Raw genomic sequence first — 18,636 nt, forward strand, 5'->3', positions numbered from 1 at the left:
TCAATTAGATGAGGTGCCAGGTACCTTTTAGCTCTTCATACTCTGCAACACCGACAGCCACCAGAGATTGCAGCCCCTCTTCAACCGATTTCATCGGCTTCCGTTTGAATAGCTCAGCCAGGCTTTCGGTAGTGTACGAGCGTTCGGCCAACGTCTCTCGGAGCACTCTAAGCTGATCGGGAATGGCTTTCGGGAATGTTGCTTTGCCTTTGCTGGTAACCGCTTCCAATTTAGTAGCGGCGGCCTTCGGCGCTATCTCTACTTCAGCCTGCACAGCATTAGGTGCCTGGTACTCCGGACGCAGCCAGCGAATGATGCCCCGTGATTCTTCCTCGGCACGCTGCTTGTTGAGATCAACCAGCCGCATCAACAGCTCTTCCTCAGCTTCCGTCTGATCAGCGGATTTCTCTGGAAGTGGTGTTGTGGCACCGGGGCGCCCCACCAATTTTTCGGCGAGATCTAACCAACCGTAAGCTTCGAAGACGGCGTGGTCCAGACCATCGTGAAGTTCGCGCAGGATTGAAATCAGGCCTTGTTGGTGGATGTTTTTTTCTTTGTCGGTGAGCTCTTCGCCGGCCCTAAGTTTCTCCAACACGTTGTACATGTTGGTGAGGGTTAAAGAAGGGTGCTCAACCTGTTGTCGCTTGCGGTGTCGATCTATATCAGCTGCCAGTTTTGCGATTTCTTTGCTGCTGGCGCTTGTCCATATAGGGAATGGGAATTTTCCGAAACAGTCTAGATGGTTGTAGGTGCTGTCATTACCTACCCCCAGCCAACCACCTGCCCTGCCTGAGAAAAGGGTATGAAGGCGAGAGGATAGGATTCCAAGCATCCAAGGGCTATCAATTGCTATAACAACAATTTTGCTTTCTGCAACCACGGAGCTAGGTTGAAACTGAAATATCCTGTGTTTAGACGTACGGGTTGTCGCAATAAACTGATCGACTCCGGCTACAGCACTCCTCAACTCAGAACCGGACCGCCGGAATAGCCACCATTTTGAGGAAGTCCGGCTTTCTCGATTCACTTGCCTCTCAGGCTTTACTGCATCAAGCAGCCACTGATACAAAAATGGTGCGGCAGCACGCGCCTGAGTCTCGTTCAGACCATTAAAATCGATAACATATCGAGTTGGCGGCCCTATTGTTAGGTCACGGCCATTCATATACGGCTTCAGGTAACTCTTTAGTTCGGGGTGCTGGGTTAGGATGTCTTCCGCTCGCTCTCGGTCCATAAGGAACCCTTGACTGCCCAGTTCGAGCCCTTTGATGGCAAGTCCTTCGTTTGCGCGCAGTGATTTTGCACTCGATACATCTGCTCCAATGGTTAAATCAGAAAACACCTTCCCATCATGTTGGCTAAACTGCACCTCTCGGGCTTCACGGTTTTCACTAGAGGTCTCCTTGACGACCTGACGCATTTGGCCCACTTGGTCGCCAGCCACGCCCACTGTCATGGCAATACGCACGGCGGCGCCGTCGTTAACGTCTACCCAAGGGTGGTCAGGTACTGCGAAGGCCAAAGAAAGCGGCCGCTTGGCATCGTTTAGGTGGGGTGCTAGGACACGGCGGTTGAAGGTCTGGCGCAAGCTATTAGTAGTTATGAAGCCGAAGCGCTGGGCGTTCCCGTGTCGCACCTTTTCAGCTGCGGTGTGCCACCAGTACATAACGAAGTCCGCAGAGTCAGGCACCACTCCCGCGAATACTTGGCGCACGGCATCAACGTAACCATCCCCCAATGCACGCCGCATCGTGGATGCTCCGATAAATGGCGGGTTGCCTATGATATAGTCCGCCTCCGGCCATTCCGTCCTTCGAGGACTGTGATACCGGTAAACCGTTGCCCTTCCTGCTTCATCTGGGATGAGCTCACCGGTCGTGGGGCTGACCTTCATGCTGATACCATCCCAGATGGTCGCCGGTTCCCCGTTGTCATCTAGCTCTGGCTCTCGGCTGTCGTATTCGATCAGAGCATCCCGACACTCGATGTTTTTGAAGTCCCGCAAGATGGGCTCAGGTAGGTCCAGTCGGTCGTTTAGCCGGTAGTGCCACTGAAGGTAGCCAATCCAAAGAACGAGCTCGGCTATTTGGGCAGCCCGAGGGTTAATTTCCAAGCCTAGGAATTGGTGCGGATCAACGGTAAGGCCTTCACTTTCCAGAACACCCTGACCCTGGGTTAACTCGGACATGAAGCCCAGGACTTCCCCTTCCAGGCGCTTCATGTGCTCAAGGGCCACGTAAAGAAAGTTAGCGCTACCACAAGCGGGATCGAGTACTCGGGTCTGGCAAAGCTGATAATGGAAGGCTTGGACTTCCTGGAGAGCTTTGTCGGTTTTGCCTTGCCGTAGCAGGGTTTCCGCCGCACCCCGGATGTCGCCCCACTGCTCACGAAGTGGTTCGATCAGGGTTGGCATGACCAAGCGTTCAACGTAGGCCCTGGGCGTGTAATGGGCACCCAGCTTGTGGCGCTCCCTAGGATCAAGGGCTCGCTCCAGAAGCGTCCCGAAGATGGCAGGTTCAACGAAACGCCAGTCGGCTTTGGCCGCATCAATGAGCAGTTGGATCTGCTGGACATTCAGGGGGATCGGATCGATGCCTTTGAACAGTCCGCCGTTGAAGCGCTTGATGGTCTGCATCAGACGCTCACTGTAGCCACCAGCATTCATGGTTTCCCAAAGCGCCTTCACGGCGTGCGGAAAGGCCTCAGGGTTCCGGTCTTTAATATCGATCAAAAGGTTTTGGAAAGATGCCTTTGGCAGTAGCTCTACGTCTTCGGCAAACATCGTAAACAAGCAGCGCTTTAGGAAGCTGGCTACCCGCCCGACATCGTATCCACTGTGCTCCAGAGACTTTGCCAATTCAGCCAGCTTGGTGCTGACCTCCCGGGTCACCCTGGCAGCATGCTTGCTCGGATCGAGTTGATCCGGTTCCAGCCATAGCTGACGAAGACGGTGCTGAACATCGGGTTTATGCAGGTCGTCCAGTCGGATTTCATAATGTCTGGGATCTGGGAACGGAACATAGTTACCGCCAGTTCGTGAAAACTCGGAGTAGGTGTAGATAGCGTTGCCTACATCGACGATCACGATGAATGGCGGGCGGCCATGTTCTACTTCTTCCTGGGGCAGTCCTCGAATGTATCGCTCAGCCTGCGCTACAGCGGCATTAACAGCGTTCTGTTGGCTTCGAGATGCCAGCTCCTTGCCAGTTTGCTTGCCTTCCAATACGAAGCAGTCCCGACGATACAGGTCGATGTACCGGTTGTCGGTATTGCCATCGACTCGGGCCGACGCGATGAACCGCTCAAATACATAGGAGTTCTGACTGGTGTCGCCTTCACCCGGGTCTGGGTGAGGAAGGTCCAGCAGCGTACAGAGGTCTCGCATGAACGATTGGAAGTTGGCTCGCTCACTACCTGTGTTGCCTTTCCAGCGTTTGAGGAATTCATCGACGGCAGAGGGATCTGCAATGAAGGCTTCCAAGCTAACTACTCCTTAGCACAGTATCGTTTTTATTGATCTTACCGGTTTTGTAGCCGTTTAAGCGAAGCATTCAGGGTACCCCTGGCTACACCAAAGTGCTCAGCTACTTCTGTTTTGGTGATTTTCGGGTCTAACAGCATTGCGGCGGCTTTCCTGGTATCAGCATCGGACATTGCTGGTTTCCGACCACCCTTACGCCCCCTAGCCCTGGCAGCCTGTAGTCCAGCAATTGTTCGCTCCCGGATCAGGTCGCGCTCAAACTCAGCCAGAGCCCCGAAAATATGGAACACCAGGCGACCACCTGAACTGGTGGTGTCGATGGATTCCGTCAGGGACTTAAAACCGATGCCACGATCCTGGAGGTCCTGAACAATCTCCACGAGATCCTTCAAAGATCGAGCTAGGCGATCCAGTTTCCACACGACCAAGACATCGCCCGACCGGAGCATACGGAGGCACTGCGACAACTCGGGTCGCTCACGTAAGGTTCCGGTAAATTTTTCCTGGAAGACCTGTTCGGCCCCAGCTTTTTTCAAAGCATCCACCTGGAGTTCTGGATTTTGATCTTGGGTGCTGACGCGTGCATAACCTATGATCATAAAAGGTACCTTTTCTGTTCATAGATTGTTGTACGTGATTTTTGGACGCGAAACAAGCCGAAACCGGGTAATTTTGAGGGGTGAGCCGGAGCATCCAACAAACGACCGTTTTCTGATAAAAACATAGCTCGGCAAAGGTGTGACCTAGGATCAGGATGTGGGAGCGCCCGAACGGCGCCAGTGAGAACGAAGCGCTGGTCATCCAAGCCGGCTTTTAAACATAAGCGAACATTCACGGCTGCTCGTTCGCCCACGCTTCTTTCAACAAAAACACTTCGATATTTATCAAATCGTCTAACTGAGAAGCTGGCTTTTTGGTTTGGCTATGTACTGCAAGAAGGCCCGGGCTGTTCTTGGCGTTTGGAATGTCTTGTCAACAGATCAAAGAAAAGCAGAACAATCAAATTGCCTCTTGCACACCTACCTACTAATAGGTAGATTAATTGGCGCATGTTTAATGACCAACAGAGGCAATCAATGAAAATCTACGATATCGAAGGCTTCCCGAACCCGCTCCGCGTTCGCATCGCTCTGGCAGAAAAAGGCGCAACAAACCAGGTGGAATTCGTCCCGGTCGATGTCATGGGCGGCGAGCACCGTTCCGAGGCGTTCAAGACGAAAAACCCGGATGCCACCGTGCCCATGCTGGAACTTGACGACGGCACCTGCATCGCCCAGTGCAATGCCATCACCGAATATATCGACGGCGTCTTTGATGGTCCGTCCCTTATGGGTACAACCCCAGCGGAGCGTGCCCGTATCGCAATGATGAATCTGCGGGCAGAAAACGGTCTGATGAACGCCGTGGGTGCCTATTTCCACCACGCGACCCCGGGGCTTGGTCCGGATCTGGAAACCTGGCAATGCGCTGAGTGGGGTAATAAACAGAAAGAAATTGCCAGCGCAACCATGGCCTACCTTGACAGCGTTCTGGCGGACAACGAGTTTCTCGCAGGCGACAGCTTCTCGGTCGCAGACATCACCGCCTTTGCCGGCCTGGGGTTTGCGGATTTCGCGAAGGTTGACATTCCCGAGTCTCTGACCAATCTCCAGGCCTGGCGCGCAAAAGTCGCAGCCCGTCCTTCAATTTCCGGGTAATCCGAAACCTTCGGATTTAATGCAAGCGCTGAAAACATGAAGGGCACAAAAGGGAGGAATATCATGGAGATTAATGCAGATTTCTCCAAACCGGTGGTTATGCATTCCGACCAGATTGAATGGCAGCCCTCGCCCATGAAAGGGGTGGAGCGGCGCATGCTGGACCGGATCGGGGACGAAGTTGCCCGCGCCACGACCATCGTGCGTTATGCGCCGGGCAGCCATTTCTCGGCGCATACCCATACCGGTGGAGAAGAATTCATTGTACTCGACGGTGTGTTCCAGGATGAGCACGGTGATTTCCCTGCCGGCAGTTATGTGCGCAACCCCCCAACCACGTCACATATTCCGGGCTCTGAAACGGGCTGCACGATATTTGTAAAACTGTGGCAGTTCGACCTGGCCGACCGCACCCAGTTCAGCAAGAATATGGAGGCCGAGCTGGGCGCCCCGGTGGGCGACGTTGCCACCGCAAAGCTGCATGAGGACGATCGTGAGATCGTGACCTACAGCCAGCTCGATGCGGGGGCGACACTGACCTCTGAGGCGCCCGGCGGAATCGAGCTGCTGGTGATCGAAGGTTCGGTTACCGGGGATGGCGAGGTGCTGGCCAGGTATGACTGGCTGCGCCTCCCTGAAGGACACAGGTTGTCCGTGACGGCCGGGGACGACGGCGCCAAGATCTGGATGAAAACGGGGCACCTGCGATTTGCCGGGGCGCCGAGGGTATAAGCCCGGCAATAGCGGGATTGAAAAGGCAGACAGGTGAATAACCATGAACCGTGATACCAGAACAGCCCTGATGGATCTTGCCGAGCACACCGTCCGGTCACGGGGCTTTGACGGGTTCAGCTACGGGGATCTGGCCGAGGCCATCGGCATTCGAAAGGCCTCGATCCATTATCATTTCCCCACCAAGGCGAGCCTCTCCGAAGCCTTGATCGAGCGTTATCAGACCAGTCTGCAACAGGGTCTGGCCGAGATAGAAGCAGCCCATGTCAGCGCTGGCGCGCGCCTCAAGGCACTTATTACCCTGTACCGCGGGGCGTTGCATGATGGCCAGACCGTGTGTCTGTGCGTTGCCTTTTCGACCTGCCGCGAAAGCCTGTCCGACACCGTGATTGCCAGAGTCGGCGCCGTTCGCGCAATGGTTCTGCAGTGGATTACGGCAACGTTTGAACTGGGACAAAGGGATGGATCCGTCTCGGCCATCCTGGGCCCCGCCGATGAAGCGCAGGCGACCCTGGCGATGCTGGAAGGGGCCCACCTTGCCGCGCGCACCGAAGAAGACCTCGCCGTGTTTGATGCCGCAACGCGACTGCTGCGCGCCCGCTGCCAGTAACGACGGGACAGGAATCGCGCTTTGATGTACAGAATCGCTACGCAAATTGACTCATAACGAGCGAAAAGGAGCAAACAGATGATGAGCACCCTGAAAACAGCACTGGCAGCAGCCACGCTGTCACTCACTGTTGCAAGTACGCAGGTACTGGCAGAAACGCAAACCAGAACCATCGAGTATCAAGTCGGCGACGAGACCTTCACCGGCTACATGGCCTGGGATGATGAATTCGGGCAAAAGCGGCCGGGCATTCTGGTGGTCCATGAATGGTGGGGGCACAATGAATTCGCCCGGAATCAGGCGGAACGGCTTGCTTCAGCCGGCTATACAGCGTTTGCGCTGGATATGTATGGCTCCGGTAAACAAGCCGACCATCCCGATACCGCCCAGAAGTTCATGCAGGAAGCCACCCGGGACATGGACCAGGTTAAGGCGCGCTTCATGAAGGCGATGGATATCCTGAAGAACCACGAAAGTGTTGATGCGTCCCGCATTGCGGCACAGGGTTACTGTTTTGGCGGCGCCGTGGTTCTCAACATGGCGCGCATGGGCGTCGATCTGGACGGCGTTGTCAGCTTCCACGGCGCGCTCGGCAGCCCCCTCACGGCTGAACCCGGATCCGTGAAAGCCAGGATCCAAGTGTACACCGGCGGTGCCGACAAGCTGGTCCCCTCGGATCAGGTGGCGGGCCTGGTCAAAGAGATGCAGGAGGCCGAAGTCGACCTGACACTGGTGAGCTTCCCCGGCGTGCTGCACTCATTCACCAACCCGGGCGCCGACAGGATCGCCGAAAAGTTTGGTATGCCGGTTGGTTATGACGAAGAGGCTGCCAGCCGTTCCTGGGATGGCACCATGCGTTTCTACAAGGCCATCTTCACCCAGTAACACAAGCGAGTGCAAACAAACCGAAACCGGCAGTATTTACAGTGAATTCCAGAACACCAACCGAAAAGCATGATGAGGTGCAACATGGCAACTGAGAGTTTACCACTGTTCGATGGAGACAATCGTCCAGACTATAAGTCGCTGGGCAACTCGGGGCTGTTCGTATCCGAACTGTGCCTGGGCACCATGACCTTCGGCGGCGATGAGGACATCTGGGGCCTGATGGGCCAGTTGCAGCAGGAACAGGCCGACGAACTCGTGAAGATCGCCCTGGAGGCGGGGATCAATTTTATCGATACCGCCAACATCTATGGTTTCGGCGCCAGTGAGCGCATTGTCGGCCAGTCCCTGAAAAATCTCGGCGTTCGCCGCGAAGATGTGGTGCTGGCGACCAAGGTGCTTGGCCCTATGGGGGCTGGCCCCAATGCCCGTGGTGCTTCCCGCGGCCACATCATGAGTGAATGCAAGGCGAGCCTGGCGCGCCTGCAAACGGATTATATTGACCTGTACCAGATCCACGGTTTTGACCCGGCCACGCCGATCGAGGAAACTCTGGAGGCACTGAACACGCTGGTCCAGCAAGGCCATGTGCGTTACGTGGGCCTGTCCAACTGGGCCGCCTGGCAAGTGATGAAAGCCATCGGCATCACCCGGGCCCGCAACCTGTGCCCGATCATATCCATGCAAGCCTACTACACCCTCGTAGGTCGCGATCTGGAGCGGGATATTATTCCGATGCTGGAATCTGAAAACGTCGGTCTGATGGTGTGGAGCCCACTGGCAGGCGGTTATCTGTCCGGTAAATACGAGGGGCCGGACGTGTCCGAGGAAAACCGGCGTGCCAAGTTTGACTTTCCGCCTGTCAACCGTGAGCGGGGCAGCGAAGTCATCAAGGTTATGCGGGAGATTGCCGATGGCAAACAGATCGACGGCGAACCGGTCAATGTGGCCCAGATTGCCCTGTCATGGCTGCTACACCAGAAGCCTGTGACCAGCATCATCGTTGGCGCCAAGCGGCCCGAGCAGCTCAGGGACAATATCCGCGCGGCCCAAATCCGCTTGTCCGACGATGAACTGGTAGCCCTGGATGAAGTCAGCCGCCTGCCCGAGGAGTACCCGGGCTGGATGATGGCAATGATGGCCGGGTACCGAAACTCTACCGAGTCCTGATTCCAAAACCGATCCAACCCAACCTTCACATCGTGCTGCGCCCCGACGGCGCAGCCGCTATGCTGGAAAAACCGTTAATGCTGTCAAAACGTAGACGTCCGTGCCTACTGGCCACTTCGACGACTCTCTTGGCTGTTTCAACCCCTGATTTTGCCGGTTCTGGTGTCGTCGGCAAAACAGATCGTGTGCAAGGGTTATTTCAGAACGGAAACACCTTCTGGAAGACTTAAGTGAAATGTAGTTGCTAACGAAAACTGGTGCTCATTCAAACCCACCTCAATCTTTTATCTGTAAGCGAAACCAAAGGGCATAAAGCGCCGGGACAAACAATAGCGTAATCAGAGTGCCGACCGCTACGCCACCTATAAGCACATAAGCCAGCGGCCCCCAGAACAGGTCAAAGGTCAGAGGTACAAACGCCAGAACGGCCGCCAGGGCGGTGAGCACCACGGGCCGGGCACGCTGGACTGCCGCCTCGATAACCGCTTCCCGGGCAGCCATTCCTGCTTTGAAGTTGTCCTGCACCTGCTGCGTCAGAATCATGGTATTTCGCATCAGGATGCCGCCCAGGCCAATCAGCCCCAGCAACGCGGTAAAGCCAAAGGGTTGATTAAACAGCAGCAGAGCCAGCACAGCCCCAATCAGCCCCAGTGGCGCGGTGGCAAGAACAGTCAATGTGCCGATAAAGGAACGCATCTGAAGCATGATAAAGATCAGCATCAACGCCAACATCACCGGTTGTAATGTCTGGATTGAAGCATTGGCTTTGGCTGATTGTTCCACCGTACCGCCGATTTCAATACGATACCCCTCCGGCAACTGTTCACGCAGGGTTGTCATCGCACTCCAGATCTCCTTGGTGACATCCGGTGGCTGGGCACCTTCTACATCGGCCTGAACGGCCAGGAAGGGGGCACGGTTGTAACGCTTTATGACGGGGTCCTCGTAACGAACCTGCCACTTGCCCAGTTGCTGTACGGAAAGTTTGCGGCCGTCGCGGGTTTTGATTTCAAGATCTTCCGGCATGATCACTTCGCCACGGGCATTACGCGCCACCAGTTGAACGCTCCTTATGCCCTGGCGCAGTTCGGTGACGGCCACTCCGCGGAGTTGGAACTGCAGTTGCCGGGCAACTTCCGCCGGGGTCAGGCCCATCCAACCCAGGTTTTCCGGGTCCATATCAAGATAGAGAGTGGGCACGCGCTCATCCCATTCGAGATGCGGCATGACGATATTCGGATGCCCGGTCATGAGAGTGCGGATCTGGTGCGCGATCTCTCTGAGTTGATCGGATTCCGGGCCCAGCACACGAAAACTGACCGGCCAGACCACCGGGGGACCGTACAGCAAACGCGTCACCCGCACTCGTGCCTCCGGAAATTCACCCGCCGCGATTCTGGTTTCCAGCGCCGAGATGATGCGATCGCGCCCTTCAACGTCCTGCCCAATGGCAATCAACTTGGCAAATGCCGGGTCCGGCTGCTCGGGGTTGGCCGATACGAAGAATCGGGGCGCACCGGCACCGATGTAAGCAGAAAGGCTCTTCACCTCCGGCATGTCCATCAGAATCGCTTCCAGGCGTCTGACACTTTGATCCGTGGTGGCAATAGCGCTCCCCTGCGGAACATAGACACTGATCAGAACTTCGGGGCGATCAGAACTGGGAAAAAACTGCTTCTGCACCTGGGTTGCCATCCCGAAAGCACTGATCCCCAGCAAACCCACTGTGATAAAAACGACGGTTTTCCGGTACTGTACACACGCTGTGATCACCCCGCGCAACCGTTGATAAAACGCGCTTTGGTAGAGGTCCTGGCCCGTATGCCCGGTGTAATCGGGCAAGAGTTTGACGCCCAGATAAGGCGTAAAGGTTACCGCCACCACCCAGGAAATTAACAACGAAAAAGCCAGCACCCAGAAGATGTTGCCGGTATATTCCCCCACACCGGACTGGGCAAATCCGATGGGGACAAATCCGGCCACCGTCACCAGCGTTCCAAACAGCATGGGCGCGGCTGTTACGCTCCAGGCATGACTGGCTGCCCGTACCCGGTCCCAGCCGCTCTCCATCTTCACAATCATCATTTCAATGGCGATGATCGCATCGTCCACTAACAGGCCCAGTGCGATAATCAAGGCTCCCAGGGTGATGCGGTCCAGGTTTATGCCCGCCATTTTCATCAACAAGAAAGTCAGGCCGAGGGTCACAGGAATCGCAATGCCCACCACCAAACCCGCGCGCAGACCGATCGCCAGTATGCTGACCCCCATCACGACGACCAACGCAACCAGAAACTTGACCTGAAAAAGGTCAACCGCCTGAGTGATGGCTTCCGCCTGATCGGTCAGGGTCTGTATTGACATTCCCAGCGGCAGCCTGCCCTGTTCGGCACTGACAAACTCGCGCAGCCGCTCACCAAACTCCAGGCCATTTTCACCCGCGCGCATGACGACACCTAACAGGATCGCATCCTCACCGTTGGAGCGGACGATGTAGCTCAAAGGATCTTCATAACCTAAACGCACCTCGGCCAGATCAGACACGGTGATAAGCTGGTCTCCGATACGCAGAGGCACTGAGGTGAGGCGCTCAAGGTCAGACAGGTCGATGTTGCTGCGGACATAAACCCGCGGGCCGGCAAGATCAACAAAGCCAAGAGGCTGAAGACGGTTGTTGGCCTCTATCGCCTGCAACACCTCTTCTGCCGACAAACCGAGGTTGTTGAGCCGGTCCTGATCAAATTCGAGATACACCCGCTCAGGACGCTCCGCCAGGAGCTGTGCTTTTTGCAAGCCGGGCAGCCGTTGCAGGCGATCCCGTATCGATTCTGCCTCGCGGGTCAGTTCACGCATCGGCATCCCGGGTGCCGTCAGCGCCAGCAGGGAGAAATACACATCCGCGAAATCATCGTTGACGATGGGGCCGATCACACCCCGGGGCAGATTGGGCCTCTCATCGAGCATGCGTTTGCGGACTTGATAGAAGAGGTCCGGCACTTTTTCGCTGGGCGTAGAATCCTGGAATCGGATAAGCATGGCGGCCTGCCCGGGCCGGATGGTTGTTTCAATGGTATCGGTATACGCCACCTCCTGAATTAGCTTTTCCAGACGATCCACGACCTGATTCTGCAGCACCTCGGGGGCTGCTCCTGGCCAGACGACAGAAACCACCATCGCCCGGACGGTGAACGCAGGGTCTTCCGCCCTACCAAGGGAGGAGAACGCGTAGAAACCGGCAACAACGGACAGCAAAAGAAAAAAGAGGGTGACCGAACGCTCGCGCACTGCCAGCGCGGAAAGATTCGGTAAGCTCATTGAGCCAGCTCCCGCACCGCCATGCCAGGCGTGAGCAGGTGTGTCCCCAACGCGACGATGGGCGTTCCCGCGTTGATATCGGCCTTGATCTGCGCATACTCTTCACCCAGATCGATCACCTCGACCGCAAGGGGCTTCACCGTGCCATCGGAGACCAACCAGACCTGCGGCGTTTGCCCTCTCTCATCGAGGGCACCCAGCGGTACGCGATGGCTGGGCGCGGTTTGCTTCTGTGCTAACCGGACACTCACCACCGAACCCAGGGTTAAAGATGAGGGGTAGGGCCCCTCCAGGCTGTATCGGGCACGCCAGCTCCGGCTTGCGGGGTCGGCAGCCCCGGCAATCTCTCTCAGGCTCACAGCAAGCTGTTCGCCATTGGGTAAGGGAACATAACCGCGTCTGGGTGGGTTACTGCCCTCTGGTAAAAAAACCTCGACTTCCAGCGATTCATCTTCGGCCAGAACGGCAAGGGTTTGACCCACACCCACAACCTGGCCGGGTTCAACGATGACCTCAGTGACCACGCCTGCATGGGCGGCTTTTAGTTCCGCATACCCCAGGGCATTCTGAGCCTGCTGATTGCGTGCAGAAGCCGTTTCCACCTGGCTGCGCGCCTCGCGCTCGGCCAATTCAAGGCGTCGCAGGGTTTGTTCGCTGACAAACTGACGCCCTACCAGTTGCTGCTGGCGCTGGAGCTCATCGGTGGCAATGGCCAGGGCCGCTTCTGCACGCCTCAGATCCGCGGCGGCCCCCTCCGCCGTTGCCACAAGGTCTCGTGTATCGAGCTTGAACAGTAAGTCGCCTTGTTTCACTCGCTGACCGGAATCGATGTAACGATGCTGAATCCGGCCGGCGATCTGAAAGGCCTGAGGAACTTCGTGACGGCCTCGCAGGGTTCCTGAAAATCTGTGCGCTGTTGGGCCGGCGTCCTTTAGTTCAACTGTTTTTACCCAGGGGATAGGGGCGCGGGCCTCTGGGGGCGGTTCCGAAGACTGCTGACAACCAGACAAAATGAGCAGCGAGATAAACAGGGTCAGCATACAGCGCATGGCAGGTGTCCCGATTAGCAAAATCAAGGTGTGGGTATCAGTTCTCGCGGTGTCCGGACAAAGCAAGTTGCAGGATGGCATCGCGAACGGTTTCGTTCTGCTCCATGGGCAGGAAGTGGGTCGTACCTTCAAGAACCATGACGTCAGCCCGGGGCAGCAGGGTCTGCAGGCGTTTTCGCGCCGCCGGCGAGAAGGTTGACCCGCGTTCCGCCGCCAGCGCGATAACCGGGCACCGCAACTGACGAATACCCGGCCACGGGTTGTGTTCGGTATGGGCAAACGTAGTACTTTCCCAGTCCGGGCTACACGCCAATTGAACTTGATCGTCCTGCGGTACGAAGGCGTGCTGAACGTAGGCTTCCAGCCATGCCTCGGGCCAGGTCTTAAAGCCACCGCGGCCACGATAGTTGTCCACCGCAGCGGCGTGCGAGTCGAATACCGGGCGCCGACGTGCGGCTCCGGCGGCCAGTGACAACCGGTGTCCCTGGCGCAGCAGCTTGGCCAGCCACAATCTCCGGCCCTGCCCCGGATCCATGATCACCGGCTCCGCCAGAATCAGGCCCAGCACTTTGTCTGGCCGTCGGGCAGCGGCCATTATGCTGGTGGTGGCACCGATGGAATGGCCGGCGAGCCAGACCGGCTCGTCCAGGCTTTCCAGCAGAGCGGTCATGTCGCGATAATAGGTTTCCCAGCCCCGGAATGTCGACACGTTCGCCGCACCGGCGCTGGCCCCGTGCCCCCGCATGTCCCATGCCAGGACATTGACATCCGTGGCAAGCTCATCAAGGAGGGGTTGGTACAGGCGACCATGGAAACCCGTGGCATGGGCCCAGTGCAGCGTGGGGCGCGCTTCGGATTGCGGCCAGCGCCACAGGGCGATCTCCGCGCCATCCGGCGCCTGGAATTGGTCACGTTCAGGGTTGTTGTGCTTATTGTTCATGAAGATCTGCCTGTTTGGCGGCCATTGTCGGGAGCAACAACTGAACCTGACCGCTGGCGATCGGTTTGCGCTTATCGCCCTGCCAGCAGGTCACCCGGACCAGGCTGCTCCGCCTGCCTTGTCGAACAATTTCGGCGCTGGCGAACGTCGATCGGGCCTGCGCGGAGCGGAGGTAGTTAATGTGGCTGTCGAGAATGCGCGGGCAACGTTTGTCTGTATCCTGGCTTTGCGCAGCGACCCGCGCGGTGAGTTCGATCAGGGCGCCAAGCACGCCGCCATGGAGGGCGGGTAGCATGAAGTTGCCAATCAGCGCTTCACGACACGGCAAATGAACCAGTACACCTGCATCACCGCGCTGAACCTCAAGCCCGAGGTGCCGTGCGTAGGGAATGCGCTCCAGCAGGGCCTGCCAGTCGGCACATTCTTTCCCACTTTCCGCAGCGCCTGAGATTTGTTGGGCCGAATCGCCAGTCGTGCTCATGCGCTCTCCTTTCCTCGTCCACCTGCATGGAATTGCTGGCCCTGGGTGTTACGCATGAAGGTGGCGTTTGCCGTCGCTAGCAACTCACGATTTCCCTCGCTAAGAATGTCACAATGAATAAACGCGACCTCGTCCGTTAAATGTCGACAGGTAGCCACCGCTAACAGGGCCCGGTCGCCCCTGGCAGGGCGCAGATAATCCATGCGCAAATCCAGCGTGGCAATGGGCATCAACTCCAGGGCCCCCGCGAATACCGCCAAGCCTCCGGCGGAGTCAGCCAGCGAGTAGAGTATGCTGGTGCAGATCTCTTTCGTATCCTCTTGGGCGAACATCCATGACTGCGGGGTTAGCCGCATACAGACCTGGCCCTCGTCTACCGAGACAACCTGCATGCCCAGCTCCCTGCCGTGGGGAACCTGTTCGGTGAACTGCCACGCCGTCGCCACAGCGTTACTGTGCTGAACTCTGTTCGGCTTGGCCATCAGAGCTGCCCAGCCTGGCTTGCATTTCGTACCGGGGCGGAAGTGATGGAAAACAGCTGATTTTCATCGATCATTGCCATGTCATTTTCTTCCGAATAGTATTGTTGCTGGATTTTGGTTGGTTAACCAACCAAAAGTCAAGGCTATGTTTGCGGACAAATGGTACGCAGCCTGGGTAATGGCGTACGATCACTGCAACGAGTCTGGTGGTGACCGCTCTGATGAATAATAAATGGACTTGCTGAGGAGATACTTAAGCGATGGTTAACAGACAGATGACTCCTGCAAGCAAACTGGGCGACCAGGGCGACGTTTTGTCTAACGCAGCCAGGCTTTTTCGTGAGAAAGGTTTTGAAAAGACGTCGCTCAAGGAGATTGCCGAGGCCTGCAATATGCTGCCCGGAAGTCTGTATTATCGTTACAACAGCAAGGAAGCGCTGCTTGTCGAGCTGATGCGCCGGGGAGTCGACCTGGTGACCGCAGAGGTCGAGTCGGCTTACGCCAGCTCGGACGACCCGGTTGAGCGTTTGCGTCTTTGTATCAACGCACATCTGCGAGCCCTGTTGTTAGATTCAGACGCGGTTTACGTGCTGTTGTTTGAATGGCGGGCGCTGGGCCCGGAGGCTCGCGAGGAAATCATCGAACTGCGTGACCAGTACGAGTCCCTGTGGGCCGGTATCCTCGAAACAATGATTGCGCAGGGCGTGGTCCGGAAGAATGTTGACGTCCGTTTGCTTCGCCTGATCGGCCTTGGGGCGCTTAACTGGGTTGCAACCTGGTTCGACCCGAACGGGGCCCATTCACTCGACGCCATTGGTGATTTAATCTGGCAGATCGCTATGGACGGTGTAATCAATAAAGGAGTCAAGGCATAGGGTAAACACTGCCCGAAAATGTCTCGGTACTCAGAAGCGATACGCAGCCGACACAGTCCCAAAAGAAAGTGCATCTTTATTGCTTTCATCCTGACTGGTCGTCGCTCTGAGTGTTAGGGCAATCTGGATTCCAGGCGAATGCCAGCCAATGCCCACGCCACCCAGACCAACAACAGAACGCTGGTCATAATCGTAGCGCCCTGACTGCTCCTCCAGATAGGAATAGGGTATGAATTCCATACCCAAACCAATGAACACGGACCAACCCGAGCCGGGGGCATTCAGTGAGCCCGGCAGGCCAATGGTTGAAGAGGCTCCTGCATAATCCGGAATGATATTGGCGGGCAAGTTGGTGCCGATTCGCCAAGACATACCCAACTCGCCACTGCTGACGAAATTCGACAGCCTGCCACCGGTTACCCAGGCCATCTCTTGGTGCATCCCACTGCCGATATTTTCGCGAAACAACCGCCGAGCATGAAAGGCGTGCACTTCGCCAATGACATCGGTGCCCAGCTGGTTATCCCAGCCATTCGGATTGGTGCTCCCGGTCAGTTTGTGGACCCATTTCTGCGTTGCTTCGGCGCCAGAATTCGGTCCAACGCTACCCAGACCGATGCCATAGCCGGTCAGGGATGCTGAGCTCCAGCTCCATAGAGTGATTGAGCCGGAGAGGTAGCCGACGTAAGGCAAGTCTTCATAAATCGGCCCAGATGCTTGTATGTTCTCTGGGGTGATCATCAGTTGGCTCAAGCTGAAGGTCAAGGCATGGGCGTTGCCCGTGCGACCAATAACGGGCAACCAACCCATCGCGTTCCTGGCGCTTCTGGCCAGACACACCTCGCAGTTGTTGTTCTCTGCCGACGCACTCAGATAGGACAATCGACCACCATTGGTATAGCCCTTATCCGAGCCGGTCAGAAGGTCGTTGTCCCAGGAAATGCTAAAGGCCCCGGAACTGGCTCCGGCAAAACCGGGAACAAGTGCAAACAAAAAAATGATCAATCTCAAGAGAGCTTTGTCCCGTTAAAAGCGATAGTTCATCAATAATCCGCCGAAGCCCTGAACATGATCTCCAATATCCGCAACTATCGGACTGTCTTTGGCCTCTCCAGTCAGGTAGGCCACTCCCGCAAGACCGGTCAGTGACCAGTCGGCACTTAGGCGGTAAGTCATAGTGCCACCAAAACGTATGCGCAGGTAACCGTTATCAACATCATAGGCGCTCAGGCCGGAGCGGGTGCTCTCTGCCTCGGATACGCCAAACTTGCTCTCCGTCCAGCGCTCACTGCTATAGATGAGGCCGGGACCGGCCGACAACAAAAGGTTTTCTGTCAGCGGGGTTCGCCAACTTCCCTTAAGTGTCAACTGATAGCCGTCGACGTCGCCGGTCACCGGTGTCTTTACCGACGCGCTGTAATTGAAAGGCCCGTCCTCCAGGGCAACGCGCAAACCAATGGCAGCCCCACTGTCCACCTTATCCAGGTTGCTCAGGTCATCCTCATTATCACGGCCCCCGACATAGCCGATGTAGGTCGACAGCGACCATGCGCCATAATTAATAAAGTTCCAGCCGAGGCCATCGCGGATATTCAGATAGAACCGGTCGTCATATCTCAGGTTCAGGTTGGGCAGGCCTCGGGTTTCATAGTCGTCACTGCCAAGATAGTCCGGCGCATAGAAGGCTCCCGCCCCGATGCTGCCATCCCAGTCCGGGCTGGTCATGGCATTCTGCCAGTCAGCGGCTGCAAACACGGTGGGGCTGAGCACTACCAATGACAGGGCCATCGCTGTGGGTGCGTATTTGTTTCGTAACATAAAGTTAGCGCCTTCAGTTTCGGGTTGGATCGTCGATGGTTTCATCGTCCTCGGCCAGAGCTTCGATACCCGGAGCTGATGCACTGAGCCAGCGGTTCAGGTCCATCAAATCCTGTGGGCTGAGGGTGCCGGCGGACTGTTTCAGGTTAAGAGTGTTGAGCACGTAGTCGTAGCGGGCATTGGCATAGTTTTGCAGGGCTTCGTAATAGTCCCGTTCGGCATCCAGCACTTCGACGATGTTGCGGGTGCCGACCTCGTAACCGGCGCGGGTGGCGTCCAGCGCGCTGCGCCGGGAGACAATGGTCTGCTCCAGCGCCGAGGCGGACTCGATGTTGGTGTTCACCTGCCGGAACAGACTGCGGGTATTCACCCGCACATCCCGGCGCACCGTGCGCAGGGCTTCGTCCGCCACCGTCACCAGCGAACGTTGCTGACGCACCGACGCCTGGGTACCCCCGCCCAGATACAGCGGCACGTTCAGTCGCAGCGCGATCACCCCCTCCGTGGTGGTGCCGTTGCCGGCCCGGGTGGCGCCGCCACTGCCGGGCGTACCGCCGGTGCCCCCGGCGCCGAGCCCGTCAATCTCCGTCTGGCCGTAAGAGGCGTTCAGATCCAGGGTCGGATAATGCCCGGCCCGGGCACTCTTCAGCGTGGATTCACTGGCGTCCAGCTGGAACAGCGCCGTCTGGATCTGCCAGTTCTGGCCCAGGGCAATGGCCTCCCATTCGCTCGGGTCCATGGGCTGCGGCCGCGCCAGCGGGAACTCCTGGCGCAGGTTGTCCAGCTGTTCGCTGTACTCGCCGGTCAGGCGGGCCAGCTCTTCCTGAGCAATGTCCAGATCGCTCTCGGCGGCGATGCGCTGGCTCTTGGAGTCGTCGTAGCTGGCGCGGGCCTCGTAGACCTCGGTGATGGCGATCAGGCCTACGTCATAACGCTCCTGGGCCTGATCGTACTGCCGGCGGATGGCGGTCTCAGTGGCCCGTAAGTGTTGCAGGAACAGGAAGGTGACCACCACAACCAGCAGTATGGCAATGATGAAGGTGCTGATGACCTCCTGAATCGAGATATCGATAAAACGGGTGGTGTCGTAAGGAATGTCGT

16 protein-coding genes are annotated in these 18,636 nt (G+C 57.1%); 6 read left to right on the forward strand and 10 right to left on the reverse strand.

What is annotated here, in order from left to right; genetic code table 11:
* Positions 1-4: 4 nt before the first annotated feature.
* Together ACUN9X_RS16980 and ACUN9X_RS16985 are read right to left on the reverse strand one after the other, a co-directional pair.
* Complete coding sequence (locus ACUN9X_RS16980; protein WP_445473844.1) at positions 5-3,481, reverse strand: class I SAM-dependent DNA methyltransferase; 3,477 nt, start codon at positions 3,479-3,481, stop codon at positions 5-7.
* Positions 3,482-3,519: 38 nt separating this feature from the next.
* A complete protein-coding gene (locus ACUN9X_RS16985; protein WP_445473845.1) occupies positions 3,520-4,080 on the reverse strand; it encodes a recombinase family protein in 561 nt (186 codons plus the stop codon).
* A gap of 477 nt (positions 4,081-4,557) precedes the next feature.
* On the opposite strand from ACUN9X_RS16985, the gene ACUN9X_RS16990 reads away from it, so the two are divergent.
* From ACUN9X_RS16990 to ACUN9X_RS17010, 5 genes are all read left to right on the forward strand, one after another.
* Positions 4,558-5,178, forward strand: coding sequence for a glutathione S-transferase family protein (locus ACUN9X_RS16990; protein WP_011783969.1), 621 nt, complete (start codon positions 4,558-4,560; stop codon positions 5,176-5,178).
* A gap of 63 nt (positions 5,179-5,241) precedes the next feature.
* A complete protein-coding gene (locus tag ACUN9X_RS16995) occupies positions 5,242-5,910 on the forward strand; it encodes a cupin domain-containing protein (RefSeq protein WP_011783970.1) in 669 nt (222 codons plus the stop codon).
* Between the two features lie 43 nt (positions 5,911-5,953).
* A complete protein-coding gene (locus tag ACUN9X_RS17000; RefSeq protein WP_011783971.1) occupies positions 5,954-6,520 on the forward strand; it encodes a TetR/AcrR family transcriptional regulator in 567 nt (188 codons plus the stop codon).
* A 78-nt stretch (positions 6,521-6,598) separates the two neighbouring features.
* A complete protein-coding gene (locus ACUN9X_RS17005; RefSeq protein ID WP_011783972.1) occupies positions 6,599-7,405 on the forward strand; it encodes a dienelactone hydrolase family protein in 807 nt (268 codons plus the stop codon).
* A gap of 84 nt (positions 7,406-7,489) precedes the next feature.
* Entirely contained in the window at positions 7,490-8,575 is a 1,086-nt protein-coding gene (locus ACUN9X_RS17010; protein ID WP_011783973.1) for an aldo/keto reductase, read from the forward strand.
* Between the two features lie 276 nt (positions 8,576-8,851).
* On the opposite strand, the gene ACUN9X_RS17015 is transcribed toward ACUN9X_RS17010, so the two are convergent.
* The 5 genes from ACUN9X_RS17015 to ACUN9X_RS17035 are packed head-to-tail and all read right to left on the reverse strand — an operon-like array spanning position 8,852 to position 14,842.
* Positions 8,852-11,890 (reverse strand): efflux RND transporter permease subunit, encoded by a 3,039-nt coding sequence (locus ACUN9X_RS17015; RefSeq protein WP_445473846.1) that lies wholly within the window; start codon positions 11,888-11,890, stop codon positions 8,852-8,854.
* Positions 11,887-12,939 (reverse strand): efflux RND transporter periplasmic adaptor subunit, encoded by a 1,053-nt coding sequence (locus ACUN9X_RS17020; protein ID WP_445473847.1) that lies wholly within the window; start codon positions 12,937-12,939, stop codon positions 11,887-11,889. The genes ACUN9X_RS17015 and ACUN9X_RS17020 overlap by 4 nt, the downstream gene beginning before the upstream one ends.
* A gap of 37 nt (positions 12,940-12,976) precedes the next feature.
* The gene (locus ACUN9X_RS17025) at positions 12,977-13,879 is read right to left on the reverse strand and encodes an alpha/beta fold hydrolase (protein ID WP_445473848.1); all 903 of its coding nucleotides are present in this window, start codon (positions 13,877-13,879) and stop codon (positions 12,977-12,979) included.
* Complete coding sequence (locus ACUN9X_RS17030) at positions 13,869-14,360, reverse strand: PaaI family thioesterase (RefSeq protein WP_445473849.1); 492 nt, start codon at positions 14,358-14,360, stop codon at positions 13,869-13,871. The genes ACUN9X_RS17025 and ACUN9X_RS17030 overlap by 11 nt, the downstream gene beginning before the upstream one ends.
* A complete protein-coding gene (locus ACUN9X_RS17035; protein ID WP_445473850.1) occupies positions 14,357-14,842 on the reverse strand; it encodes a PaaI family thioesterase in 486 nt (161 codons plus the stop codon). Before ACUN9X_RS17035 ends, ACUN9X_RS17030 begins: the two co-directional genes overlap by 4 nt.
* Positions 14,843-15,102: 260 nt before the next feature.
* Between ACUN9X_RS17035 and ACUN9X_RS17040 the strand changes: the two genes are divergently transcribed.
* Complete coding sequence (locus tag ACUN9X_RS17040; RefSeq protein ID WP_445473851.1) at positions 15,103-15,717, forward strand: TetR/AcrR family transcriptional regulator; 615 nt, start codon at positions 15,103-15,105, stop codon at positions 15,715-15,717.
* Positions 15,718-15,747: 30 nt separating this feature from the next.
* Here the strand turns inward: ACUN9X_RS17040 and ACUN9X_RS17045 are convergent, their stop codons facing one another.
* From ACUN9X_RS17045 to ACUN9X_RS17055, 3 genes are all read right to left on the reverse strand, one after another.
* A complete protein-coding gene (locus ACUN9X_RS17045; RefSeq protein ID WP_445473852.1) occupies positions 15,748-16,728 on the reverse strand; it encodes a lipid A deacylase LpxR family protein in 981 nt (326 codons plus the stop codon).
* Between the two features lie 15 nt (positions 16,729-16,743).
* Positions 16,744-17,535, reverse strand: a complete 792-nt coding sequence (locus ACUN9X_RS17050) for a MipA/OmpV family protein (protein WP_445473853.1) — start codon at positions 17,533-17,535, stop codon at positions 16,744-16,746.
* A gap of 13 nt (positions 17,536-17,548) precedes the next feature.
* On the reverse strand, positions 17,549-18,636 hold a 1,088-nt coding region (locus ACUN9X_RS17055; protein WP_445473854.1), incomplete at its 5' end, for a TolC family outer membrane protein.

The sequence above is a fragment of the Marinobacter sp. V032 genome (assembly GCF_052645435.1).